The sequence below is a fragment of the Agrobacterium genomosp. 2 str. CFBP 5494 genome (assembly GCF_900013495.1).
Taxonomy (GTDB): domain Bacteria; phylum Pseudomonadota; class Alphaproteobacteria; order Rhizobiales; family Rhizobiaceae; genus Agrobacterium; species Agrobacterium pusense.
The window spans coordinates 1,279,065-1,298,295 of the sequence record NZ_LT009718.1; the positions used below are offsets into that span (position 1 = coordinate 1,279,065).

The 19,231-nt window shown below is 60.6% G+C and carries 18 protein-coding genes; 10 read left to right on the forward strand and 8 right to left on the reverse strand.

All coding sequences use genetic code 11. The features are described from left to right. Window positions 1-186: 186 nt before the first annotated feature. From AGR2A_RS06160 to AGR2A_RS06170, 3 genes are all read right to left on the reverse strand, one after another. Complete coding sequence (locus AGR2A_RS06160) at window positions 187-1,482, reverse strand: serine hydrolase domain-containing protein (RefSeq protein WP_072494888.1); 1,296 nt, start codon at window positions 1,480-1,482, stop codon at window positions 187-189. Window positions 1,483-1,507: 25 nt separating this feature from the next. Next, window positions 1,508-2,950, reverse strand: a complete 1,443-nt coding sequence (locus AGR2A_RS06165; RefSeq protein ID WP_072494168.1) for an alginate export family protein — start codon at window positions 2,948-2,950, stop codon at window positions 1,508-1,510. Window positions 2,951-3,280: 330 nt separating this feature from the next. Further along, window positions 3,281-5,473 carry a transglycosylase domain-containing protein gene (locus AGR2A_RS06170; protein ID WP_035210867.1) on the reverse strand — a complete coding sequence of 731 codons (2,193 nt, stop codon included), beginning with the start codon at window positions 5,471-5,473 and terminating at the stop codon, window positions 3,281-3,283. Window positions 5,474-5,726: 253 nt separating this feature from the next. Here AGR2A_RS06170 and AGR2A_RS06175 point away from each other — a divergent pair, with 253 nt between their 5' ends. The 7 genes from AGR2A_RS06175 (at window position 5,727) to AGR2A_RS06205 (ending at window position 11,593) form a co-directional block, all read left to right on the forward strand. Continuing rightward, window positions 5,727-6,206 (forward strand): YcgN family cysteine cluster protein, encoded by a 480-nt coding sequence (locus AGR2A_RS06175; protein WP_003497144.1) that lies wholly within the window; start codon window positions 5,727-5,729, stop codon window positions 6,204-6,206. Window positions 6,207-6,376: 170 nt separating this feature from the next. After that, window positions 6,377-7,201: a class D beta-lactamase gene (blaOXA, locus tag AGR2A_RS06180; protein WP_037091572.1), complete on the forward strand. Its 825-nt coding sequence runs from the start codon at window positions 6,377-6,379 to the stop codon at window positions 7,199-7,201. 34 nt (window positions 7,202-7,235) lie between these two features. Continuing rightward, window positions 7,236-7,844, forward strand: coding sequence for a class I SAM-dependent DNA methyltransferase (locus AGR2A_RS06185; protein WP_006700079.1), 609 nt, complete (start codon window positions 7,236-7,238; stop codon window positions 7,842-7,844). Between the two features lie 67 nt (window positions 7,845-7,911). After that, window positions 7,912-8,292: a YkvA family protein gene (locus tag AGR2A_RS06190; protein WP_004440697.1), complete on the forward strand. Its 381-nt coding sequence runs from the start codon at window positions 7,912-7,914 to the stop codon at window positions 8,290-8,292. A 49-nt stretch (window positions 8,293-8,341) separates the two neighbouring features. Then, window positions 8,342-10,927, forward strand: a complete 2,586-nt coding sequence (locus AGR2A_RS06195) for a heavy metal translocating P-type ATPase (RefSeq protein ID WP_167378177.1) — start codon at window positions 8,342-8,344, stop codon at window positions 10,925-10,927. Then, window positions 10,924-11,346, forward strand: a complete 423-nt coding sequence (cueR, locus tag AGR2A_RS06200) for a Cu(I)-responsive transcriptional regulator (RefSeq protein WP_004440702.1) — start codon at window positions 10,924-10,926, stop codon at window positions 11,344-11,346. The genes AGR2A_RS06195 and cueR overlap by 4 nt, the downstream gene beginning before the upstream one ends. Window positions 11,347-11,392: 46 nt before the next feature. Next, window positions 11,393-11,593, forward strand: coding sequence for a heavy-metal-associated domain-containing protein (locus AGR2A_RS06205; RefSeq protein ID WP_006700082.1), 201 nt, complete (start codon window positions 11,393-11,395; stop codon window positions 11,591-11,593). Between the two features lie 48 nt (window positions 11,594-11,641). On the opposite strand, the gene AGR2A_RS29485 is transcribed toward AGR2A_RS06205, so the two are convergent. After that, window positions 11,642-11,944, reverse strand: coding sequence for a hypothetical protein (locus AGR2A_RS29485; protein ID WP_167378178.1), 303 nt, complete (start codon window positions 11,942-11,944; stop codon window positions 11,642-11,644). A 35-nt stretch (window positions 11,945-11,979) separates the two neighbouring features. Beyond that, on the reverse strand, window positions 11,980-12,228 hold the full coding sequence (locus tag AGR2A_RS06215; protein WP_072494171.1) for a hypothetical protein: 249 nt from the start codon (window positions 12,226-12,228) through the stop codon (window positions 11,980-11,982). A 176-nt stretch (window positions 12,229-12,404) separates the two neighbouring features. On the opposite strand from AGR2A_RS06215, the gene AGR2A_RS06220 reads away from it, so the two are divergent. Continuing rightward, window positions 12,405-13,793, forward strand: a complete 1,389-nt coding sequence (locus tag AGR2A_RS06220) for an MFS transporter (RefSeq protein ID WP_185933322.1) — start codon at window positions 12,405-12,407, stop codon at window positions 13,791-13,793. A gap of 19 nt (window positions 13,794-13,812) precedes the next feature. Here AGR2A_RS06220 and AGR2A_RS06225 read toward each other — a convergent pair whose 3' ends face one another. Further along, window positions 13,813-13,986 carry a hypothetical protein gene (locus AGR2A_RS06225; protein WP_004440709.1) on the reverse strand — a complete coding sequence of 58 codons (174 nt, stop codon included), beginning with the start codon at window positions 13,984-13,986 and terminating at the stop codon, window positions 13,813-13,815. 72 nt (window positions 13,987-14,058) lie between these two features. Continuing rightward, the gene (locus AGR2A_RS06230; RefSeq protein WP_004440712.1) at window positions 14,059-15,777 is read right to left on the reverse strand and encodes a glycoside hydrolase family 32 protein; all 1,719 of its coding nucleotides are present in this window, start codon (window positions 15,775-15,777) and stop codon (window positions 14,059-14,061) included. A gap of 171 nt (window positions 15,778-15,948) precedes the next feature. Between AGR2A_RS06230 and AGR2A_RS06235 the strand changes: the two genes are divergently transcribed. Next, entirely contained in the window at window positions 15,949-17,409 is a 1,461-nt protein-coding gene (locus AGR2A_RS06235; protein ID WP_072494172.1) for a protein adenylyltransferase SelO, read from the forward strand. Between the two features lie 142 nt (window positions 17,410-17,551). Here AGR2A_RS06235 and AGR2A_RS06240 read toward each other — a convergent pair whose 3' ends face one another. After that, complete coding sequence (locus AGR2A_RS06240) at window positions 17,552-18,652, reverse strand: saccharopine dehydrogenase family protein (RefSeq protein ID WP_004440717.1); 1,101 nt, start codon at window positions 18,650-18,652, stop codon at window positions 17,552-17,554. 123 nt (window positions 18,653-18,775) lie between these two features. On the opposite strand from AGR2A_RS06240, the gene AGR2A_RS06245 reads away from it, so the two are divergent. Beyond that, a complete protein-coding gene (locus AGR2A_RS06245) occupies window positions 18,776-19,207 on the forward strand; it encodes an Lrp/AsnC family transcriptional regulator (RefSeq protein ID WP_004440719.1) in 432 nt (143 codons plus the stop codon). The last annotated feature ends 24 nt before the right edge of the window (window positions 19,208-19,231 follow it).

Here is a 19,231-nt window from a genome sequence, read left to right on the forward strand (position 1 = left end):
CCCTCAAGGGGGGAGATCGGCAAGACGCGACATCGCCACTTCATTCTCTACCGTTGAGATAGGCAAAACCTTGCCCCATACCGATCTCCCCACCTGTGGGGGAGATGTCCGGCAGGACAGAGGGGGTGAGCCACACACTCCGACAGAAAACTTCAGTTGTTTCGCACCGGCTTCACCGCCTCGCCCTCACTGCTTCCCCGCCCTTTCCATCAAGTAACGCGCCACAGCCTCATAAGCCGGTAACGATGTCGCGTCGTTGGCGGCGTTGCTCGCCACGGGGTGCGAGGAAAAGCGGGCAATAACCATTTCGGCGGTGGGATCGACATAGATCGCCTGGCCGTGCACCCCACGCGCCATGAAAGCGCCGTTGGCATTGTGGGTGATCCACCACATGGCGCGATAGCTCCAACCCTGCAGCGCCGGATATCCGCCTTTTGCGAAAACCGCCTTGTCGCCGCCTTGACGGATGGCGTCGATCGCCTTTTGGGGAATGAGCCGCTCGCCGCCCATCGTACCGCCGTCCAGTAGCAGCTGGCCGATGCGCGCCATGTCGCGCAGGCCGGCGTTCAGCCCGCCGCCGGCAAAGGGCGTGCCGGTGGAATCGACGGTGTAATAGGCGTCCTGTTCGGCGCCCATCCGGCTCCAGATGCGCTCGGAAAGCAGCTGCGCCACCGATTTGCCGGATACGCGGGCAATGATCCAGCCGAGCGCATCGCTGTTGATCGTCTTGTAGCCGAAGGTGGAACCGTGTTCACCCTGCTTCACCACCGTCTTCAGATAGTCGAAATAGCTGCGCGGGCCCTCGTAACCCTCGGGCTTCGGAAGCGGATTGCCGGCGGCGGAATAGATCCACACATCGGCATTGGGATCGGCATAGTCCTCGCTGTAACGCAGGCCCGTCGTCATATCCAGCACCTGCCGGATCGTGGCGTCGCCGAAGGCGCTTTTTTCCAGTTCGGGAACGACGGTCGCGACCTTGGCATTTTCGTCCAGCGCACCTTCGGCAACCAGCATTTCACTGAGAAGGCCTGTCAGCGACTTCGTAACAGACATTGCCCCATGCTGCCCAGCGTCGTTGAGGCAACCGGAATAGCGCTCATAGACAAGCACGCCCTTGTGCAGCACGACGATGCCATCGGTATAATTGGCCGACAGCGACTGTAGCCACGTCATGTCCTGCTCACCGCCTGTCGGGCGGAAGGTCACGGCGTCGATGGCGGGGTCGGGCTTGCGCTCAAGGGCCGCTGGCGCGCCGAGCCCACGGCTGACATTGACCGTCGGCATCAGCTGGCGGAAGTGGCACACTGTCCAGCGCAATTTCGGAAAGTTGAAATAGTCGCTGTCCGAAAAGCGGATGATCTTGTCTTCCGGCGGCGGAAAGCCCTGCATCCAGCCGAGCTTCAGCGGGTCCGACTGCTCGGCTGAAAGCGGCACGGCTTGCTGACTGGCAGCGGCATAGGGGTAAGCCAGAACAGGCACCATGGCTGCAAGAAGGACGGGCAGGGTTCTAGAAATCGACGATGACATTGACGAAACCTCCAAGCCAGTTCGGCGAATGCTCTGCCGTCAGGGAATCCATGCCCTTGCCAGGGAATGAAATGCTGACGCCGGCGGTGAGATAGGTATTGGCATTGATGATGCGCGAATATTCCAGATAGAGATCATCGGCGAGATGGCGGTTGCCGACGCCCGCAACGGGGGTGGGCGTGCCGTAGATGTCGTCGAGCCGCGTGCCCTGTCCAAACTGGATAGGGCTATCCAACTCGTTGGCGCGGATATGCGCGTAACGCAGCGTCCATGTATCGGCCTGCGTTGGCTTCACCTGCAGGCTGATCTGATGGGCATTGACGTTGGAATTGAGAAACATCATCGAGGACTTCGTGCCCGTCGACCATGCGCTCGGATTGCCCTCGTAATACAGCGGATCGAAGCGTTCGAGACGCGAGGTTGAAGGATCGTCGCCGGAGAAGCTCTGGTAGCTATAGGCGATGGTCGGCATCCATGAAATATCTTCGAAAGCATAGCCGATCTGGGCGCGGCCGCCCCAGGCTGCAAGGTCGATGTCGGGATTCCATTGATAGGCGATATCGCCGCCGATGAAAAATCCCGGCAATGGCACATCGAACGGATTGGTACGGGTATGGGCGTTGATGAAGCTCAAGCCCTCGCGCGCACCCGGCACGATCACCGGTGCGCCGATGCCGCCAGCCGCGGCCCGAGGGTAAGGCGAGCCGGATTCCGGCACATGGCCGAAGGTAGTGCCGAAATATCGACCCTCTTGCGGTTCATAACGCAGATCCGCTCCCACGATCTTCGTTCCGCTGTCCTTGTCGGATAATTCATTCGCGTCGATGAAAAAGGCCGTGGCCGTCAGGTCATCCTTGCCGAGCCGGAGGATCGCCGCCTGCTCCCAAGCCTTTCTCGGCCCTAGTTTCAACGCGCCACGCTCAAAACCGCTTGATCCGCCATTGGCAATCAGCATGCCCGTTCCCGTCTTGAACGGACGCGGCCCCAGGGAAATATCGAAGAACGGGCCGCTCTCCGCCTTCGAGCGCAGGCCGAGATAGCCGTCTTCGAGTGTCACGGCGCCCGTGCCACCGGCATCGAAGGCGTCGGTGCCGAGCGTGCCGGAGGCAACGGCCGAGATTTTTCCATAGACCTGAAGCCGGTCGCCGGCGTCGGCGGTAAAACCGATGCCGGGCATCAAATAGCCCTCAAGCCAGCGCGTGTCGCTGTCGAAGCCGGCGTCCGGCGCAAATCGATCGGCAAAGTTCCAGAACAGGTTCTGTTCGGCAACGGCATTGATGCCGGCCTGAAAATACAGGCGCAATTCAAAACCCGGCTCGTCGATCAGCAGCATGGGGTCCCGCGCATGTGCCGCATCCGCTGCAAACCACAGTCCGGCGAGGAGAGCAACCGCCGCCGCGCGCGTTTCCGCCGCATCATTCATGCCGTCCTCCGGGGCGCGCTGTTATCGCACAAGAGATAACCGCACCCACTTAGACATGAATTGACTGGCTAGGTCCATTCAATCTTGGAGTGTAGAAACAATATTGAGGAATATTACGTCTTTAAAGGCTCGGATAAAGGCAGCTTGCGTAAAATACTATTATATTATTCGCAGGCAGGAGAAGCCTGGATTGGTTTCGCACCTCATTTTCGTCGATGGCAGATCGACCATCCCGGTCATGGAGGCAACCAGAGATTGTTTAAACGTGCAGGATTCCGCCTGTTATTCCTTCTAAAGTCTCACGATACCTTATAAGTATCCCGAAACACCCTAACGCCGCGCGGCTTCGTCTTTGCTATCGCGGATGGCGGCATCCGCCACCTTCTGCGTCGTCACATTCAGCGCCGTGGCTTCCTTCATCTTCCGCCCGATGGAGCGGATTACACGTGTCGCCTCGGCCGAGAGCGAGCGGGGACGGGTGAGGGCCGGCAGGGCGGGTGTGCTGCTGGCTGCGGCTGCCACTTCCGCAGAAGGCTGCGGTCGGGCGCCGGTCGGCAGCGGGTTCTGGATGCCGGGGATGGGGCGCAGCTCCATGCCCTGATGGGCATAGTCCATCAGCCGCTTGAAGGTCATGGCGGGCAGCGCACCGCCGGTCATGTTGTTCATCGGCGTGAAATCGTCGTTACCGAACCAGACGGCGGTGGTGTAGTTGCCGGTAAAGCCCACATACCAGGCATCGCGATAGGCCTGTGAAGTGCCGGTCTTGCCGCCGGAAACGATGCCATTGTCAAGCGCACCGCGCCGCGCCGTACCCATCACGGGAATGGTCACCAGCATCTGGTTCATCTTCGAATTGGCGTCTACGGACAGCACGCGTTTGGCGGGCGGCTCGTCATGGCTGAAATCGTAGAGAACATTGCCCTCGTAATCCAGCACCTGCTCGATGCCGTGGCGGCGCGACTGCATGCCGTCAGCCGGGAAAACGGCATAGGCGGTGGCCTGATCCAGTACCGTCACTTCCGATGTGCCGAGCGGGATGGTCTTGTCGCTGCGCAGCGGCGTGGCGACACCCATCGCCTTGGCGGTATCGACGATGACCTGCGTGCCGAGCACGTCCTTGGCGAGGCGGACCGGCACAGTGTTGTAGGACTTGGCGAGCGCCATCTGCAGCGTCACCTTACCCGCATAGGAGCGGCCGTAATTCTGCGGCGACCAGCCGCGCCAGGTTACCGGCGCGTCGGAAATCAGCGTTTCCGGCTTCATGCCTTTTTCCATGGCGGCCGAATAGGTATAGACCTTGAAGGAGGAACCCGGCTGGCGCAGCGCCGCCGTGGCGCGGTTGAACTGGCTTTCGCCATAGTCGCGGCCGCCCACCATGGCGCGCACGCCACCGCCATTTTCGATCATCACCATCGCGCCCTGCTTGACGCGATACCCTTCGCCGAGTTCGCGCAGGCCCATTTCCATCGCCTGTTCGGCCGCCTGCTGCAGGCCGGTGTCGATGGTGGTGCGGACGACGACGGTGTGATCCTTGAACTTGCCCGCGGCGGCCAGCCGCTGCACTTCGTCAAAAGCCCAGTCGAGGAAATAATCCGGCGCCTTCACGTCTTCGCGGTCGATGACGGTGGCGGGGTTGCGGCGCGCGCCGACCACCTGCCCCTCGGTCATCAGCCCGCTCTGCACGAGGTTGGAAAGCACGGTGTTCGCGCGGGCACGCGCCGCCGGAAGGTTGACATGCGGTGCATATTTCGCTGGCGCCTTGAAAAGCCCGGCCAGAATGGCGGATTCCGAAAGCGTCACGTCGGTGAGGTTCTTGCCGAAATAAAACTGCGCGGCCGCAGCAGCACCAAAGGTGCCGCCGCCCATATAGGCGCGGTCGAGATAAAGGCTCAAAATTTCCTTCTTCGACATGTTGGTCTCGAGCCACAGCGCGAGGAAGGCTTCCTTGATCTTGCGCTCCAGCGAGCGTTCATTGGTGAGGAAGAGGTTCTTGGCGAGCTGCTGCGTCAGCGTCGAGCCGCCCTGCACCACGCCGCCGGCGCGGGCGTTTTCGCTCATGGCGCGGGCAAGGCCGATGAAATCGATACCGAAATGGTCGAAAAAGCGCCGGTCCTCGGTCGCCAGCACCGCCTTGATGAAATGATCAGGCATCTGGTCGATCGGCACGCTGTCTTCATGGATGATGCCGCGATGACCGATGGTGTTGCCGTATCGGTCGAGGAAGGTGACTGCGAAGTCACCGCGATAACGCCAGTCCTTCTTGGTTTCTTCGAAAGCGGGCATGGCAAGCGCCAGAAGCACGACCGATCCCGCCGTTCCAAAGGTCAGCGCGTCGCAGGTGAGATTGACGAGGAGCTTCTTCCAGCCGCGGACATGCAGCTTGCGCGAGGCGATGGTGACATCTTCCCAGAAATCCACCAGCCTTGCCGCAGCCGTCCACAGGCCGGAGTCGATGAAGCTATCGATCCGGAGCAGGATATGCCGTTTTTTGCGGCCTTTTTTATCGTCTTTTTCTTCCTGCACCTGGCGATATTTCCTGTTTAAGGCAATGCGACCGTCGATATTCTGCGCTTCAACCCATTCCCGACGCAAAACCGTGGCATGGTTATGTCGGAAGTGCTTGACGTGGCGGCCTTTCGCGGGCCAATGACCCCTTCGCCGCCTGCCAATATGCTAAAATATCGTACAAACCAGCCCTTGGCGATACGATATAAAGGATTAGGGACCGGTTAAACACTCCCGTCCAAGAGATCAAAATGAAACGGAAATGTTAACGATGAATGACGCGCCGTTCTGGAAAACCAAATCGCTGACCGAGATGACCGGCGAGGAATGGGAAAGCCTGTGCGACGGCTGCGGATTGTGCTGTCTCAACAAGCTGGAGGACTGGGACACCGGCGAAGTGGTGTTCACCTCCGTCCGCTGCGTGCTGCTCGACGGCGAGAGCTGTCGATGCTCGGATTACGAGAACCGCCGTGCCACCGTGCCTGATTGTATCCAGCTTGACCTGAAGAAGGTTCACGAGATCGGCTGGCTGCCGCCCACCTGCGCCTATGCGCTGGTGCGCGATGGCAAGGATCTCTACTGGTGGCATTATCTCGTCTCCGGCGATACCGAAACAGTGCATCAGGCCGGCATTTCCGCGCGCGGCCGCACCGTCAGCGAGGCCGATGTGGATGTTGACGACTTCGAGGATTATGTGGTCGACTGGCCGCTGACGGTCGGCGAAAGGGCGGGAGAAAAGGAGCGGACGTGATGAAAAACGGCAATTTTCGTTTTGGTCCTATTCCTGCCCCATCAGCCTCCTAAAGGCATGTCATCCGAAAACGTGTCACGGTTTCGGGCTATGACTTGTCTGAAATCAAAGACAGCTTCCGGCCATTCCGGCAATTGATCCGCAAAAGCGGACGAGGGACATCAAAACGCATGCGCTACCGGCTGCCCGCCATCTTTCTTTCATGCCTTGCCCTTCCGGGGCTCCTGCCGTTTTCCGCTGACGCCCAGCAACAGCCCCAGGCCTTCGAATGCACGCTGGTCACATCAATCGAGACCGGCGCCATCATCAACCAGCAGGGCGCCTGCGACCAGCGGGTGGCGCCAGCCTCCACCTTCAAGGTGCCGCTGGCGCTGATCGGTTACGATGCCGGTATTCTCCAGGATGAAAAATCGCCCGCCTGGGACTGGAAACCTGGCACGGAGGCGCGCGCCGCCGACCGCAAGACGGTCGACCCGACCATCTGGGAGCAGGATTCGGTGCTGTGGTATTCGCGCGAAATCACCCGCCGCCTCGGCCCGGAAAAGTTCGCCGCCTATGTGAAGCGTCTCGGTTACGGTAATGCCGATGTATCGGGCGAGCCCGGCAAAAACAATGGACTTACCCATTCCTGGCTGGGGGCGTCGCTTACCATCTCACCGGTGGAGCAGGTCGGTTTCCTTCGCCGGTTGCTTGCCGGCAATCTGCCTTTCTCCCGCGATGCGCAGGCCAAGACGCGCGCCATCGTACCGGTCTTCGATGCGCCGGAAAGCTGGGCCGTGCACGGCAAGACCGGAACCGGCTACATGCGTGACGAAAAGGGCAATCCCGACCGCAACCGCCCCTTCGGCTGGTTCGTCGGCTGGGCGGAGCGTGAAGGCCAGCACATCGTCTTCGCGAGGCTGCGTGTTTCCGACAAGCCGTCAAACGAGCCGCTCGGCCCCGCCGTGCGCGATGCCTTCCTGCGCGATATCCCGCGGCTCGCCGTGCACAGGTAGGCGACGGCCCTCACACGGGAAAGGACATCAGCATATGTCGGATGCCTCTCGCGATGTCATCAAGCTCTATACCAAGCACGGTGCTGATTTTGACAATCAGCGCGGTCGTTCCCTTGTTGAAAAACCCTGGCTGGACAGGTTCACCTCGCTATTGCCCGATGGCGGCTCCATTCTCGATATCGGCTGCGGTTCGGGTGAGCCGATTGCCGGCTATTTCATCTCCAACGGTTATGATCTCACGGGCATCGATGCGTCGCTGCCGCTGATCGAACTTTGCCGCAGCCGCTTTCCGGAAAAGCTCTGGGTGGTTGCCGATATGCGCGAACTGGCCCTCGGCCGCCGTTTCGATGGGCTGATTGCCTGGCACAGCTTTTTTCACCTGTGTCCCGAGGATCAGCGCCGGATGTTCGGTATCTTCCGCCAGCATGCCAATGAAGGTGCGGCCCTGATGTTCACTGCCGGGCCAGTGCAAGGCGAAGCAATCGGTACCCTTCAGGGCAAGCCACTTTATCACGCCAGCCTCGCGCGTGAAGATTACGAAGGCCTTTTGGCCACGCATGGATTCCGGCTCCTGGATCACGTCGTCAACGATCCGCAATGCGGCGGGGCAACGATTTATCTCGCCAGGCGGATCGTATCATAGAGACCATTGCATAGTCCCCGGGGATCACGCATAGGATCGACAGGCCGGATGTTTCAGGGACTTTCCCATGCTCGAAAAGCTCAAGCGATGGGCGAAATCCATCAAGCGTGACGTTCACGCCCTTTATCTTGCCGCACGCGATCCACGCACGCCGCTTTTGGCTAAAGTGGTGGCGATGCTGGTTGCCGCCTATGCGCTTTCACCGATCGATCTCATCCCGGATTTCATTCCTGTCATCGGTTATCTCGACGATCTGGTCATCGTCCCGCTCGGCATCCTCCTTGCGGTGCGTCTTGTGCCGCCGCCACTGCTGGCGGAGCATCGATTGACGGCCGCGGCCGCGCAATCCCGTCCCGTCAGCCGCGTGGCTGCTGCCATATTCATCGCCCTGTGGCTGGCGGCGTCGTTCACGATTTTGTTTGCGGCAAAAAATTTCTTCTTCCCTTGACCTTCCCATCATGGGAAGCCCTACATAGGGTCTCGAAAGGGGATTTCCCATGAACGAGACAGTCAGACACGCCCATCCAAATCAACCGGTTTCCATTCCCGTGGAAGGCATGACCTGCGCTTCCTGCGTGCGGCGGGTGGAAACGGCCGCGGCCAAGGTGCCCGGCGTCATGTCGAGTTCCGTGAACTTCGCCACGAAGAAGCTTACGGTCGAGCCGGCTGAAGGTTTCTCGGCCAAAACGCTTGGCGCTGCGATCAAGAAGGTGGGTTACGATATTGCACCGGATCGGCATGAATTTACCGTCGAAGGTCTGCACAGCGACGCGGATGCGGCGCGGTTGAAGGCCGTTCTGGAAGCCGTCGCAACCACCATTAACGCCACTGTCGATACCGCAGCCGGCAAGGCCGCTGTGGAGACGATCGGCGGCCGGCGTGAACGGGACGCGCTGGTGGAAACGGCAAAACTTGCCGGCTTTGCATTGGCGACGCCAAAGCCGCACGACCATTCCGCCCATCAATCCCACAACAGGCACGAGGGGCATCACCACGGCCACAGCCAGATGGCGACGGCCGGTGAAAGCGGCGGCCATGACCATATGCACCATGCGGGCGAAGAGGGCACGCTGAAACGCGACCTGACGATCGCCGCCATCCTGACGGCACCGCTTTTCGTGCTGGAAATGGGCGGCCATCTTTATGAGCCGATGCACCACTGGCTGATGGGCATCATCGATACGCAGAACCTCTATTACGTCTATTTCGTGCTGGCGACGGCAGTGATTTTCGGACCGGGTCTGCGCTTCCTCAAGACCGGTTTTCCGGCCCTGCTGCGCGGCGCGCCGGAAATGAACTCGCTGGTGGCGTTGGGCGTTACTGCCGCCTATCTCTATTCCGTCGTGGCGACCTTCGCGCCCGGCCTGCTGCCGGCAGAGGCGCAGTTCATCTATTATGAAGCGGCAACGGTCATCGTGACGCTGATCCTGACCGGACGGCTTCTCGAAGCCCGCGCCAGCGGCCGCACCGGAGACGCCATCCGCAAGCTGATGAGCCTGCAGGCGAAGACCGCCCGCGTAGAGCGCGATGGTGCCACCATCGATATTTCCCCTGACGATCTGGTGATGGGCGATATCGTCGTCATCCGTCCCGGCGAGAGGCTGGCGGTGGATGGCGAAGTTGTCGAAGGCTCGTCCTATGTCGATGAATCCATGATTTCAGGCGAACCGGTGCCGGTGGAAAAGACGGTTGGCGCGGCGGTTGTTGGCGGCACCATCAACAAGACCGGGGCCTTCAAGTTCAAGGCGACCAAGGTGGGCGCCGATACCATGCTGTCGCAGATCATCCGCATGGTGGAGGAGGCGCAGGGCTCCAAGCTGCCGATCCAGCTGCTGGTCGACCGGGTTACCGCGCTGTTCGTGCCCGTCGTCATTGCGATTGCGGTGCTGACCTTTATCGTCTGGGCGATTTTTGGTCCCGAACCTGCCTATACATTCGCGCTGGTCAATGCGGTGGCCGTACTCATCATTGCCTGCCCATGTGCCATGGGTCTTGCCACGCCGACTTCCATCATGGTCGGCACCGGCCGGGCAGCGGAACTGGGCGTGCTGTTCCGCAAGGGACAGGCCCTGCAGGAACTGCGCTCGGCTGAGATCGTCGTGGTCGACAAGACCGGCACCGTCACCAAGGGCCGCCCGGAACTGACCGATCTCGTGGTTGCGGAAGGGTTTGCCGATAACGACGTGCTGGCGCTGGTTGCCGCCGTCGAGGGCCGCTCGGAACATCCGATCGCCGAAGCCATCGTCAGGGCTGCGGAGGAAAGGAAGGTTGCTACCCCTGGAGGACTTGAACCCCCAACCGTCGAAAACTTCGAAAGCGTGACAGGCTACGGCATCGCGGCCACCGTCAATGGCCGCAAGGTCGAGGTCGGTGCGGATCGTTACATGGCCAAACTCGGCCATTCCGTCGATATTTTCGCCGAAGCTGCCGCAAGGCTGGGTGACGAGGGCAAGACGCCGCTTTATGCCGCCATCGACGGCAGGCTGGCGGCTGCGATCGCCGTCGCCGATCCGCTGAAACCGTCAAGTGTCACCGCCATCAAGGCGTTGCAGGCGATGGGCATCGAAGTGGCTATGGTGACGGGCGACAATGAGCGTACGGCAAACGCCATAGCCCGGCAGGTCGGTATTTCCCGTGTGGTTGCGGAAGTGCTGCCTGATGGCAAGGTAAAGGCGATCCATGAGATGCGGGCAGGCGGCAAGGTGCTGGCTTTCGTCGGCGATGGCATCAATGATGCGCCGGCACTGGCAGAGGCCGATATCGGCATTGCCGTCGGCACCGGCACGGATGTCGCCATCGAAAGCGCCGATGTGGTGCTGGTTGGCGGCGATCTTCTTGGCGCGGTCAACGCCATCGAGATGAGCCGCGCGACCATGCGCAACATCAAGGAAAACCTGTTCTGGGCCTTTGGTTACAACGTGGCGCTGATACCGGTTGCGGCGGGCGTGCTTTATCCGTCTTTCGGCATCACGCTGTCGCCGATGATCGGTGCGGGGGCGATGGCGCTGTCCAGCGTCTTTGTTCTCGCCAATGCACTGCGGTTGAAACGGGCGAAGGTCGCTCATCGGGAGGTGAAATCGTGAATATCGGCCAGGCGTCGGAAGCATCGGGCGTTTCCGCCAAGATGATCCGCTATTATGAGCAGATCGGGCTTATCACGCCCGCCGCGCGCACCGGTAATAATTACCGCGTCTATGGAGAGCAGGATGTCCATAACCTGCGCTTCATCAAACGGGCGCGCACGCTCGGTTTTTCATTGGAAGAAACCGAGACGCTGCTGAAACTCTGGCAGGACAAGAGCCGTGAGAGTTCGGCGGTAAAGGAAATCGCGCTCGTCCACATCGCCGATCTCGAACAGAAGATCGCCGAGATGAAGAGCATGGTGAAAACGCTCTCCCATCTCGCCCATTGCTGCGGCGGCGACCACCGGCCCGATTGCCCAATCCTCGACGATCTCGCGGGTGCCGACAAGACAGACAGCAAGCCCGCCAGAACCCACTGAAAGAATGCCGGTGCGAAAATATCGGCGCCGACCAATAGGAGAAATCATGACCCCAACCACCTTCCTCATCCCGGACATGACCTGCGGCCATTGCGAAAAAACCCTGCGCGGCGCACTTTCGGACGTTCTTCCCGACGCCGCCGTCAATATCGATCTTTCCACGCATAGGCTCACGGTAACGGGTGACGCCGCAACCGCGGAGGAAGCAATCCGCGAGGCCGGTTACTCGCCTGAACGGGCGGGCTGACGCACGTCGTTCCTGGAATGAAAAGGAAAGATATGCTGCTGAGCAGCATCATTTTTCCTTTGAAGGCAGAACTCCAATGTCCGTCTCGACCATCTCATTCAATCCTATCGCGGCCTTGGCGACACGCTGCCGGAGGCATTCGAGCGGGCGGTCCTGCGCATCGGCGCTATTGAGGCGGATATGCAAACCCTCGGCAAGGCACCGTTTCACGGGACATTCATGCCGGAACTTTTGCCCGGCCTTCGTCGGGTCGCAAAAAATCAGGCGATCTTTCATTTCGATGTTGATGACGGCGAGAAGACATTGCGTGTTCTCGCCATCTTCTTCGGTGGGCAGGATCATCAGCGCCACATGTTGAAACGCCTCGTATCCGGCCTGACAAGCGGTTAAACCTCGTCGAACGCCCCGCCCTCGCGCGAGGGATTGCGGTTGATCACCCGTTCCTCCGCATCGTCGGGCAGGGCCTCGTCGCTTTCCTGATAGGGGTCGTCCTCGCTCTCGGCCTCTTCTTCCTCGATTTCCTGCTCGATGAATTGAGGAATTTCCCCCTTGGCGGGGAGGGCGTCGATGTCGAGGTCGAGCAGGTCTTCATCCATGGCGTCTTCGTTCGAGGACAGGATTTTTTTGCGGTCCATGACGGTATCCTTTCTATCGGTTATTCGGCAAACGAGCGGAAACGCGCAGGGTTCCTGTCGCCTGCGAATTCCTTCGGATCGAGTGGCGCGAAAAAGCTGTCTTGACCTCAATGGCGCTTGAGGTTCTAGTTTGCCCGCCGTATCGCGAAAATCGAAAGGATGCGGCTTTGACGAGTATGGAAATGACGGAGAAAAACGGCTGGGGTGAATTGTTGAGCGGGACCAATCTCTCGCTTTTAACCGTCATCTCCTCCGGTATCGGCCTGCACGCTTTCAACCAGTTCGCGGTCGTCACGGCTTTGCCGGTGGCCGTGAATGAAATCGGCGGAGCGGCCTTTTATAGCTGGGCCTACAGTCTTTATTTCGTCGGTTCCGTCGCTGGCGGCGTCACCGCCGTGCTGTTTCGCGAACGTTTCGGCGCGCGCATGGTCCTGCTGCTGTGCTGCCTGATCTTTTCTCTGGGTTCCATCCTTTCGGCAATCGCCGACGACTTCTTGTGGGTCGTCGTCGGTCGCGCCTTGCAGGGTCTGGCGGACGGGTTGATCGTTGCCGTGTGCTACAGCCTCATTCCCGCCGGTTTCCGCTCCGGCCTGTTGCCGAAGGTCTTCGCCATCGAGGCGGCGATCTGGGCGGTCGCCTCGTTCATCGGCCCGCTCACAGGCGGTTTCGCAACCGAACATATCTCCTGGCGCGCCACCTTCCTGTTGTCGGCCCCCCTGATTCTGTTGCTCGTGGCCTATACTGCCATTGCCGTCTCCACCGAGCGACCGGTGGTGACGACGCGCAGGCCGCTGGTGCCGCTGGCGCTCTGCCTCGTCGGCGCATTGGCGTTTTCCGCTCCCTCTGCCTTCGAGGATGCGAGCCTGCGCGCCCTGTCCCTGCTGGCGGGTGCAGCACTCCTGTGGGCCTCGCTCCGCGCCGGTACACGGCCTTCCGTTGGATTGTTTCCGAAGGATTCCTTTCAGTTGAAGACGGTGCTCGGCAGCGGCTTCTGGGTGCTGTTCCTGATGTCCTACGCCCACGCTCTCGGCAGCGTCTATCTGGCCTATGTCGCCATTAATCTCTGGCGTCATGAACCCACCTTCGCCGGTTTTATCGTGGTAACGATGCCGCTCGCCTGGAGCCTGGTGGCAATGCTGATTGGTAGCCTGCGCTCCGATCGCCTGCGCGAGGTTTGCCTGCATTACGGCCCGTATCAGATGGTGCCGGGCTGCATTTTGCTCGGGCTCGGGCTTTCGACCGGCAGTTCGGTCGAAATGCTGCTTGGGCAAATCCTGATAGGATCGGCTTTCGGCATGTCATGGGCAGGTATCAGCCAGGCGGCCATGGAAGCCGCACCGGAGGAGGAACGCAAGATGACGGGCGCTCTGCTCCCCACGGTCGCGACACTGGGAGCCGCCGCCGGTGCGGGTGCAAGCGGCACCGTGGCCGCTGCAACCGATCTCGTGACGCAAATCGATCGGGCAGACGTGACGATGCCGATGATGTATCTTTACGGGCTTGGTGTCGTGGTGTCGCTGCTGGCGATCTTCACGGCAAGGGGGCTGCGCGGCGGGGAGCGCTAGCGCCCGCGCCGCGGCCTGGTCAGGACTGGGTAGTGGCGATGGTGATCGCCGTCAGATAGACTACAAAGGCCATGACGGCGATCGCGCCGATGACGATGACGATACCCTTTCCGGCGCGCTTCTTCTCGGTCTTGTTCTCGTTGGCTTCCGTCGGAAACAGGATGGGATCGCTGGTGTCGCGGATTTTGGTCATGCCGTTTCTCCTTTCGGCGGAATTTTTCGGGCGTTTCTGGTCTATCAACCACCCAATCCGCCAAAAGGTTCCTTAGGGACGCAGCGCCCAGGTCGTGGCGTGGACCACCGCCCCGGGCTCGGCCTTCAAAAGAGCGGCGCGCACGGGCTCGAAGCCCTCGATGCGTTTCGTGCCGACATACCGTCCGCGATTGGCAAAAACCTCCATGGAACCGTAATCCAGAAAGATACGGACGCGCGAGGCCCTTGCGCCTTTGGCAATGTAATGTGGGGAGGGGCCCTCCCGCCCATCCTCGTGGCGGATCCAGAGGCCCGTTTCGTCGCTGACGAGACCGAGCGTGACCGTCGGGTGATCAAGCGCGAGTTCGAAGGGCACCCCCGGCGACGCAAGCTCGATCAATATCTCCACTGCGCCGTTGATGAAGGTGACGCGCTCGCCGGCCGCAAGCCGGGTGCGGTCGAGAATGTGGCTGCGCAGGCTTTCGGCCGCGCCGATGGGTGGGGTCAGAAGCTCGCCATTCACATAAGTGATCCGGCGCGGTAACGTCATGGAGGTGGGGAAATCGATCTCGGGATTGGCGTCGGCCCAATTGGCCAGCCAGCCGATGCCGATGATGCTATCCCCGTCCAGAAAGGCCTGAAAGGCATAATTATCGGTGCCGAAATCGAGCTCCTGACCGGATTCCTTGGTGAAGACCTTGCCGTCGAACCAGCCCACATCGGCCATTGTCAGGTTCTTGCGGCCTGTCTCGGGGTCTTCCGAGTGCATCAGTCCGTAGATCAGCACCCAGCGCGTGGAACGGGCATTGGCGGGGCCATCGAGCGGCAGCAGGCAGGGGCATTCGATGGCTGTGGTTTTATAACGCGTTTCCACCCAAAGCTTGCCCACATAGGTCCAGCCGGAAGCAGCCGTGGGGTCGAGCGTTTCGTAAAGCAGGATGACACCGCCGCCCTCGCTCTGGCTGCCGAGCACCATTTTCCATAAGCCATCGGGACCGCGAAAGACGTAAGGATCGCGGAAATCCGGCGTCAGCCCCTGTCCGTCCGGACGATGGCCCAGAATGACGTCTGCCTGCCCTGCCATGATGAGATCGGACGAGGTGGCGGTGAGCTGTATCTGCTGTTCGGGAATGCGGTCCTGCACCTGCTCGGTGAAAAACACGCGGATGCCGGTGCCTTCCACCAGCGGAATGGTGGAGCCGGAATAGGCGCCGCCGCGCTTGTCCGGCCGGGTGGTCAGGTCTTCTGACGGAAAAAGGAAGATCGGCAGATGCCGCCAGCGAAGATAATCGGAGGAGACAGCATGTCCCCAATGCATGGTGTTCCACCGTAGCCCGTGCGAATAATGCTGATAAAACAGATGCGGACGGCCCTCGAAGCGGCCAAAGCCGTTCGGGTCATTCATCCAGCCGAAGGGCGGGCGGAAGTGGTAGCTGCCGGGAAGTTCCGGCGCGGCATTGTCAGGCTTGGTATGGACAACCGTGATGCCGGTTTCGAGTACATCCGATGCCGTGAACCAATAAATCACCGAAACGGCGGTGGTGACCGTGTCGTAACTCAGCTCCACATGGCCGCCGCCAAAAACCTGATAGATCCGAAACCCGTACTCTTCGGTGTTGACGCTTGAAACTTCAGCGAATTTTCCGTTTTGATTGGAGAAGGAAACCGCACCCGGCTCGCCGGCTTTTTTTGCCTTCAGCCAGACATGGAAGGTGGCATTGACGGGCAGATCGGTGTGAATGGTACGGATGGCGCTTTCCGGTTCGGCGGTTACGGCTTCAACGACGGTCATTGCTTTTCCTTTCCTTTCGGCATTCTGCGGGTCAAGCATAGGAACGATGATGGCGATGGAAAGTTCATTGCGCAAAATTGAATGAGGCGAAGGAGCGGAGCTTCGGCATTTATCGCTCGCATCCGCCACCCTCCGGCCCCATATAGAGGCAAAGCAGGGAGTTTATCCGTGATGAAATTTGACAATTCCTATGCCCGCCTGCCGGAGCGTTTCAGCGCCGCGGTGCTGCCGACGCCGGTAAAGGCACCGCGCCTCATCGCCTTCAACCGTGGGCTTGCCGACGAGCTTCGTCTCGACGTCACCGGCCTTGACGATGAAAGACTGGCGGCGATCTTTTCGGGCAATGTTGTGCCTCAGGGAGCCGAACCGCTGGCCATGGCCTATGCCGGCCACCAGTTTGGCGGTTTCGTACCGCAGCTGGGCGATGGCCGCGCGATTCTTCTGGGCGAGGTGATCGACAGGAACGGCAAACGGCGTGATATCCAGCTGAAAGGCTCCGGCCCGACGCCGTTCTCGCGCAGGGGTGACGGGCGCGCCGCGCTTGGCCCTGTGCTGCGCGAATATATCGTATCGGAAGCGATGTTTGCGCTGGGCGTTCCCGCAACCCGGGCGCTGGCGGCTGTCCTCTCCGGCGAAAGGGTGCAGCGTGAAGTCGGCCTGCCGGGCGGCGTCTTCACCCGTGTCGCGGCAAGCCACATCCGGGTCGGCACGTTCCAGTTCTTCGCCGCGCGCGAGGATGACGAGGCAATCAGGAACCTCGCGGACTATGTGATCGACCGTCATTATCCCGAGGCGAAAGAGGCAGACAATCCTTATCTCGCCCTGCTGCAGGGCATAGCGCAACGGCAATGCGACCTCATCGCCCGCTGGATGATGGTGGGCTTCATCCATGGCGTGATGAATACCGACAATATGGCGGTCTCCGGGGAGACCATCGATTTCGGCCCCTGCGCCTTCCTTGACGAATATCATCCCAACAAGGTTTTTTCCTCCATCGATGCGCAGGGCCGTTACGCCTATAACAACCAGCCCGGCATCGCCCAGTGGAACATCGCAAGGCTGGCGGAATGCCTGCTGCCGCTGCTCGATCCGCAGGTGGAAAAGGCCGCTGAACTCGCCAATGGGGTTCTCGCCGATTTCGCTGCCGCCTTTCCCAAACGCTGGCTTGCCGGCATGCGCGCAAAACTTGGTCTGACGGCGGAGGAAGAGGGCGATATGGATCTGGTGCAGGGGCTGCTGGCGCTGATGCAGGCATCGGAAGCGGACTATACGCTGACCTTCCGTCGTCTTTCGCATGCCGTCAATGGCGACGCCGAGCCATTCCGCGGCATGTTCATCGATATTGCGGGCGCGGACGAATTTCTCGCCCGTTGGCGGGAAAGAGCCGGTCGGGAGGGGATTTCCGATTCCGAAAGATCGACGGTGATGCTGTCAGTTAATCCGGCGATCATCCCACGCAACCACCGCATCGAGGAACTGATCGAGGCGGCAGTGGAGGAGGATGATTTCGAGCCCTTTCACGCCATGCTGAAGGCGATTGCGACGCCCTTCGAGGAGCGACCGGACAATTTCGTCTATATGCAGCCGCCGATGAGCCATGAGCGGGTGTTCAGGACGTTTTGCGGGACGTGACGACCTCACCGTCATGCCGACTTGATCCGGCATCCAGCCGACGCGCGTCTGCGCGGCGAATAGAGTATTTCCAGCCCAAGGGCTTGGGCTGGCTGGATACCGGCTCAAGGCCGGTATTACGGAATAAACTGAGGCCGGTAACTCACCCCACCCGAGCCAGTGGCTCGTGTGCGCCATAATACCGGCCGAACCGGTTATCGAGGAACTTGGGCAGGTCCACTTCCTCCTGCCGCACGAAGCCCTTCTGCGGCAGCGTGCCTTCGGCAAGCAGATCGAGAACCGTGCAGATGCCTGAGGCGGTTGTGATCTGGATGGCGCTCATCATCCGGCCGGAAACGGGGCCGGCATAGACCTTGTTGGCGTAGGTTTCCTGCAGGAAGCGGCCGTTGCGGGTGCCGCAGACGGTGACGAAGACGATGACCACATCCTGCATGGTGCCGGGAAGGGCGTTCTCGAACAGGTCCTTTAGAACATCACGGCGATTGCGCAGGTTGAGATCGTTCAGCAGCGCCTTCATGATCGCCACATGGCCGGGATAACGGATGGTGCGGTAATTCATCGTCCGCACCTTGCCTTCCAGCGTGGCGCAAAGCGTGCCGAGACCGCCTGACGTGTTGAAAGCCTCATAGGTGACGCCATCGAGCGAGAATTCTTCACGCTCCTCAAGCGCCGGAACGGCGGTGAGGCGGCCTTCGACGATCGCTTCGCAGGGCTCGATATATTCGTTGATCAGCCCGTCCGTGCTCCAGGTGAGGTTGTAGTTGAGCGCATTGGACGGATATTGCGGCAGCGCGCCGACGCGCATACGCACGCTGTCCAGCTTGTCGAACTTGCCGGCAAGATCGGCGGCGACGATGGAAATGAAGCCGGGCGCGAGGCCGCATTGCGGGATGAGCGCCGTCTCCGCCGTTTCCGCCAATGCCTTGACCTTGCGGGTGGATTCCACGTCCTCGGTCAGATCGAGATAATGCGTGCCGACGGCAACGGCCGCTTCGGCAATGCCCGCCGTCAGGTGGAAGGGGGCGGCGGACAGCACGGCGAATTTGCCTTTTAGCAGTGCTTCCAGCGCCGGACGATCGGTGATGTCGACGATCTCGGTGTCGACGCGTTCGTGAGCAGGCACATTGGCCAGCTGGTCGGCCGAGCGATCGGCAACCGTGATGCGATAATCGCCTGTGGCGGCCAGCATCCAGGCGATGGCCGAGCCGATGTTGCCCGCACCTATGACGACGATGTTTTTCATGTTTTGTTCCCCGCAGAAAAATCCGTAGGGCACAATCATATTGCGGTTTCGCTGCGATTCGGAGCTTCACTATGTGCAGATCGCTCGTTATTATTGAACGATAAGACGACAGGATTGATCACTATGACGATCACTGACAAGGACCGGGCGCTGCTGGCGCTGCTTTCCGAAAATGCCCGCATGCCGGTGGCGGAACTGGCGCGCAGGCTCGGCCTTTCGCGCACCACGGTGCAGGCCCGCATCGAGCGCCTGGAGGCAGACGGCGTGATCGCGGGTTACGGCCTCAGGCTTTCGGAAAGTTATCTTTCCGGGTTGGTGCGCGCGCATGTGCTCATCACCATCGGGCCGAAGGCTCTGCCAGCGGTGACTGCGGCGCTTGCCGCCATCAAGGAAGTGACGACGCTGCATTCGGTGAGCGGCACATTTGACCTCATCGCCATTCTGGCCGCCCCTTCGATTCTCGATCTCGACCGGCTGATCGACCGTATCGGCGCGCTCGACGGAGTAGAGCGCACGCTGTCATCGATCATTCTGTCGACGCGGATTTCGCGGTAAGAAGCGTTTGAAAGAGTGGAAGAT

What these genes read in the sequence shown, in the direction of transcription:
- AGR2A_RS06160 (WP_072494888.1), bottom strand. Translation starts at nt 1,482, where the DNA reads ATGGTGCCTGTTCTGGCTTACCCCTATGCCGCTGCCAGTCAGCAAGCC.
- AGR2A_RS06165 (WP_072494168.1), bottom strand. Translation starts at nt 2,950, where the DNA reads ATGAATGATGCGGCGGAAACGCGCGCGGCGGCGGTTGCTCTCCTCGCC.
- AGR2A_RS06175 (WP_003497144.1), top strand. Translation starts at nt 5,727, where the DNA reads ATGAATGACGCGCCGTTCTGGAAAACCAAATCGCTGACCGAGATGACC.
- blaOXA (WP_037091572.1), top strand. Translation starts at nt 6,377, where the DNA reads ATGCGCTACCGGCTGCCCGCCATCTTTCTTTCATGCCTTGCCCTTCCG.
- AGR2A_RS06185 (WP_006700079.1), top strand. Translation starts at nt 7,236, where the DNA reads ATGTCGGATGCCTCTCGCGATGTCATCAAGCTCTATACCAAGCACGGT.
- AGR2A_RS06190 (WP_004440697.1), top strand. Translation starts at nt 7,912, where the DNA reads ATGCTCGAAAAGCTCAAGCGATGGGCGAAATCCATCAAGCGTGACGTT.
- AGR2A_RS06195 (WP_167378177.1), top strand. Translation starts at nt 8,342, where the DNA reads ATGAACGAGACAGTCAGACACGCCCATCCAAATCAACCGGTTTCCATT.
- AGR2A_RS06205 (WP_006700082.1), top strand. Translation starts at nt 11,393, where the DNA reads ATGACCCCAACCACCTTCCTCATCCCGGACATGACCTGCGGCCATTGC.
- AGR2A_RS06215 (WP_072494171.1), bottom strand. Translation starts at nt 12,228, where the DNA reads ATGGACCGCAAAAAAATCCTGTCCTCGAACGAAGACGCCATGGATGAA.
- AGR2A_RS06220 (WP_185933322.1), top strand. Translation starts at nt 12,405, where the DNA reads ATGGAAATGACGGAGAAAAACGGCTGGGGTGAATTGTTGAGCGGGACC.
- AGR2A_RS06225 (WP_004440709.1), bottom strand. Translation starts at nt 13,986, where the DNA reads ATGACCAAAATCCGCGACACCAGCGATCCCATCCTGTTTCCGACGGAA.
- AGR2A_RS06230 (WP_004440712.1), bottom strand. Translation starts at nt 15,777, where the DNA reads ATGACCGTCGTTGAAGCCGTAACCGCCGAACCGGAAAGCGCCATCCGT.
- AGR2A_RS06235 (WP_072494172.1), top strand. Translation starts at nt 15,949, where the DNA reads ATGAAATTTGACAATTCCTATGCCCGCCTGCCGGAGCGTTTCAGCGCC.
- AGR2A_RS06240 (WP_004440717.1), bottom strand. Translation starts at nt 18,652, where the DNA reads ATGAAAAACATCGTCGTCATAGGTGCGGGCAACATCGGCTCGGCCATC.
- AGR2A_RS06245 (WP_004440719.1), top strand. Translation starts at nt 18,776, where the DNA reads ATGACGATCACTGACAAGGACCGGGCGCTGCTGGCGCTGCTTTCCGAA.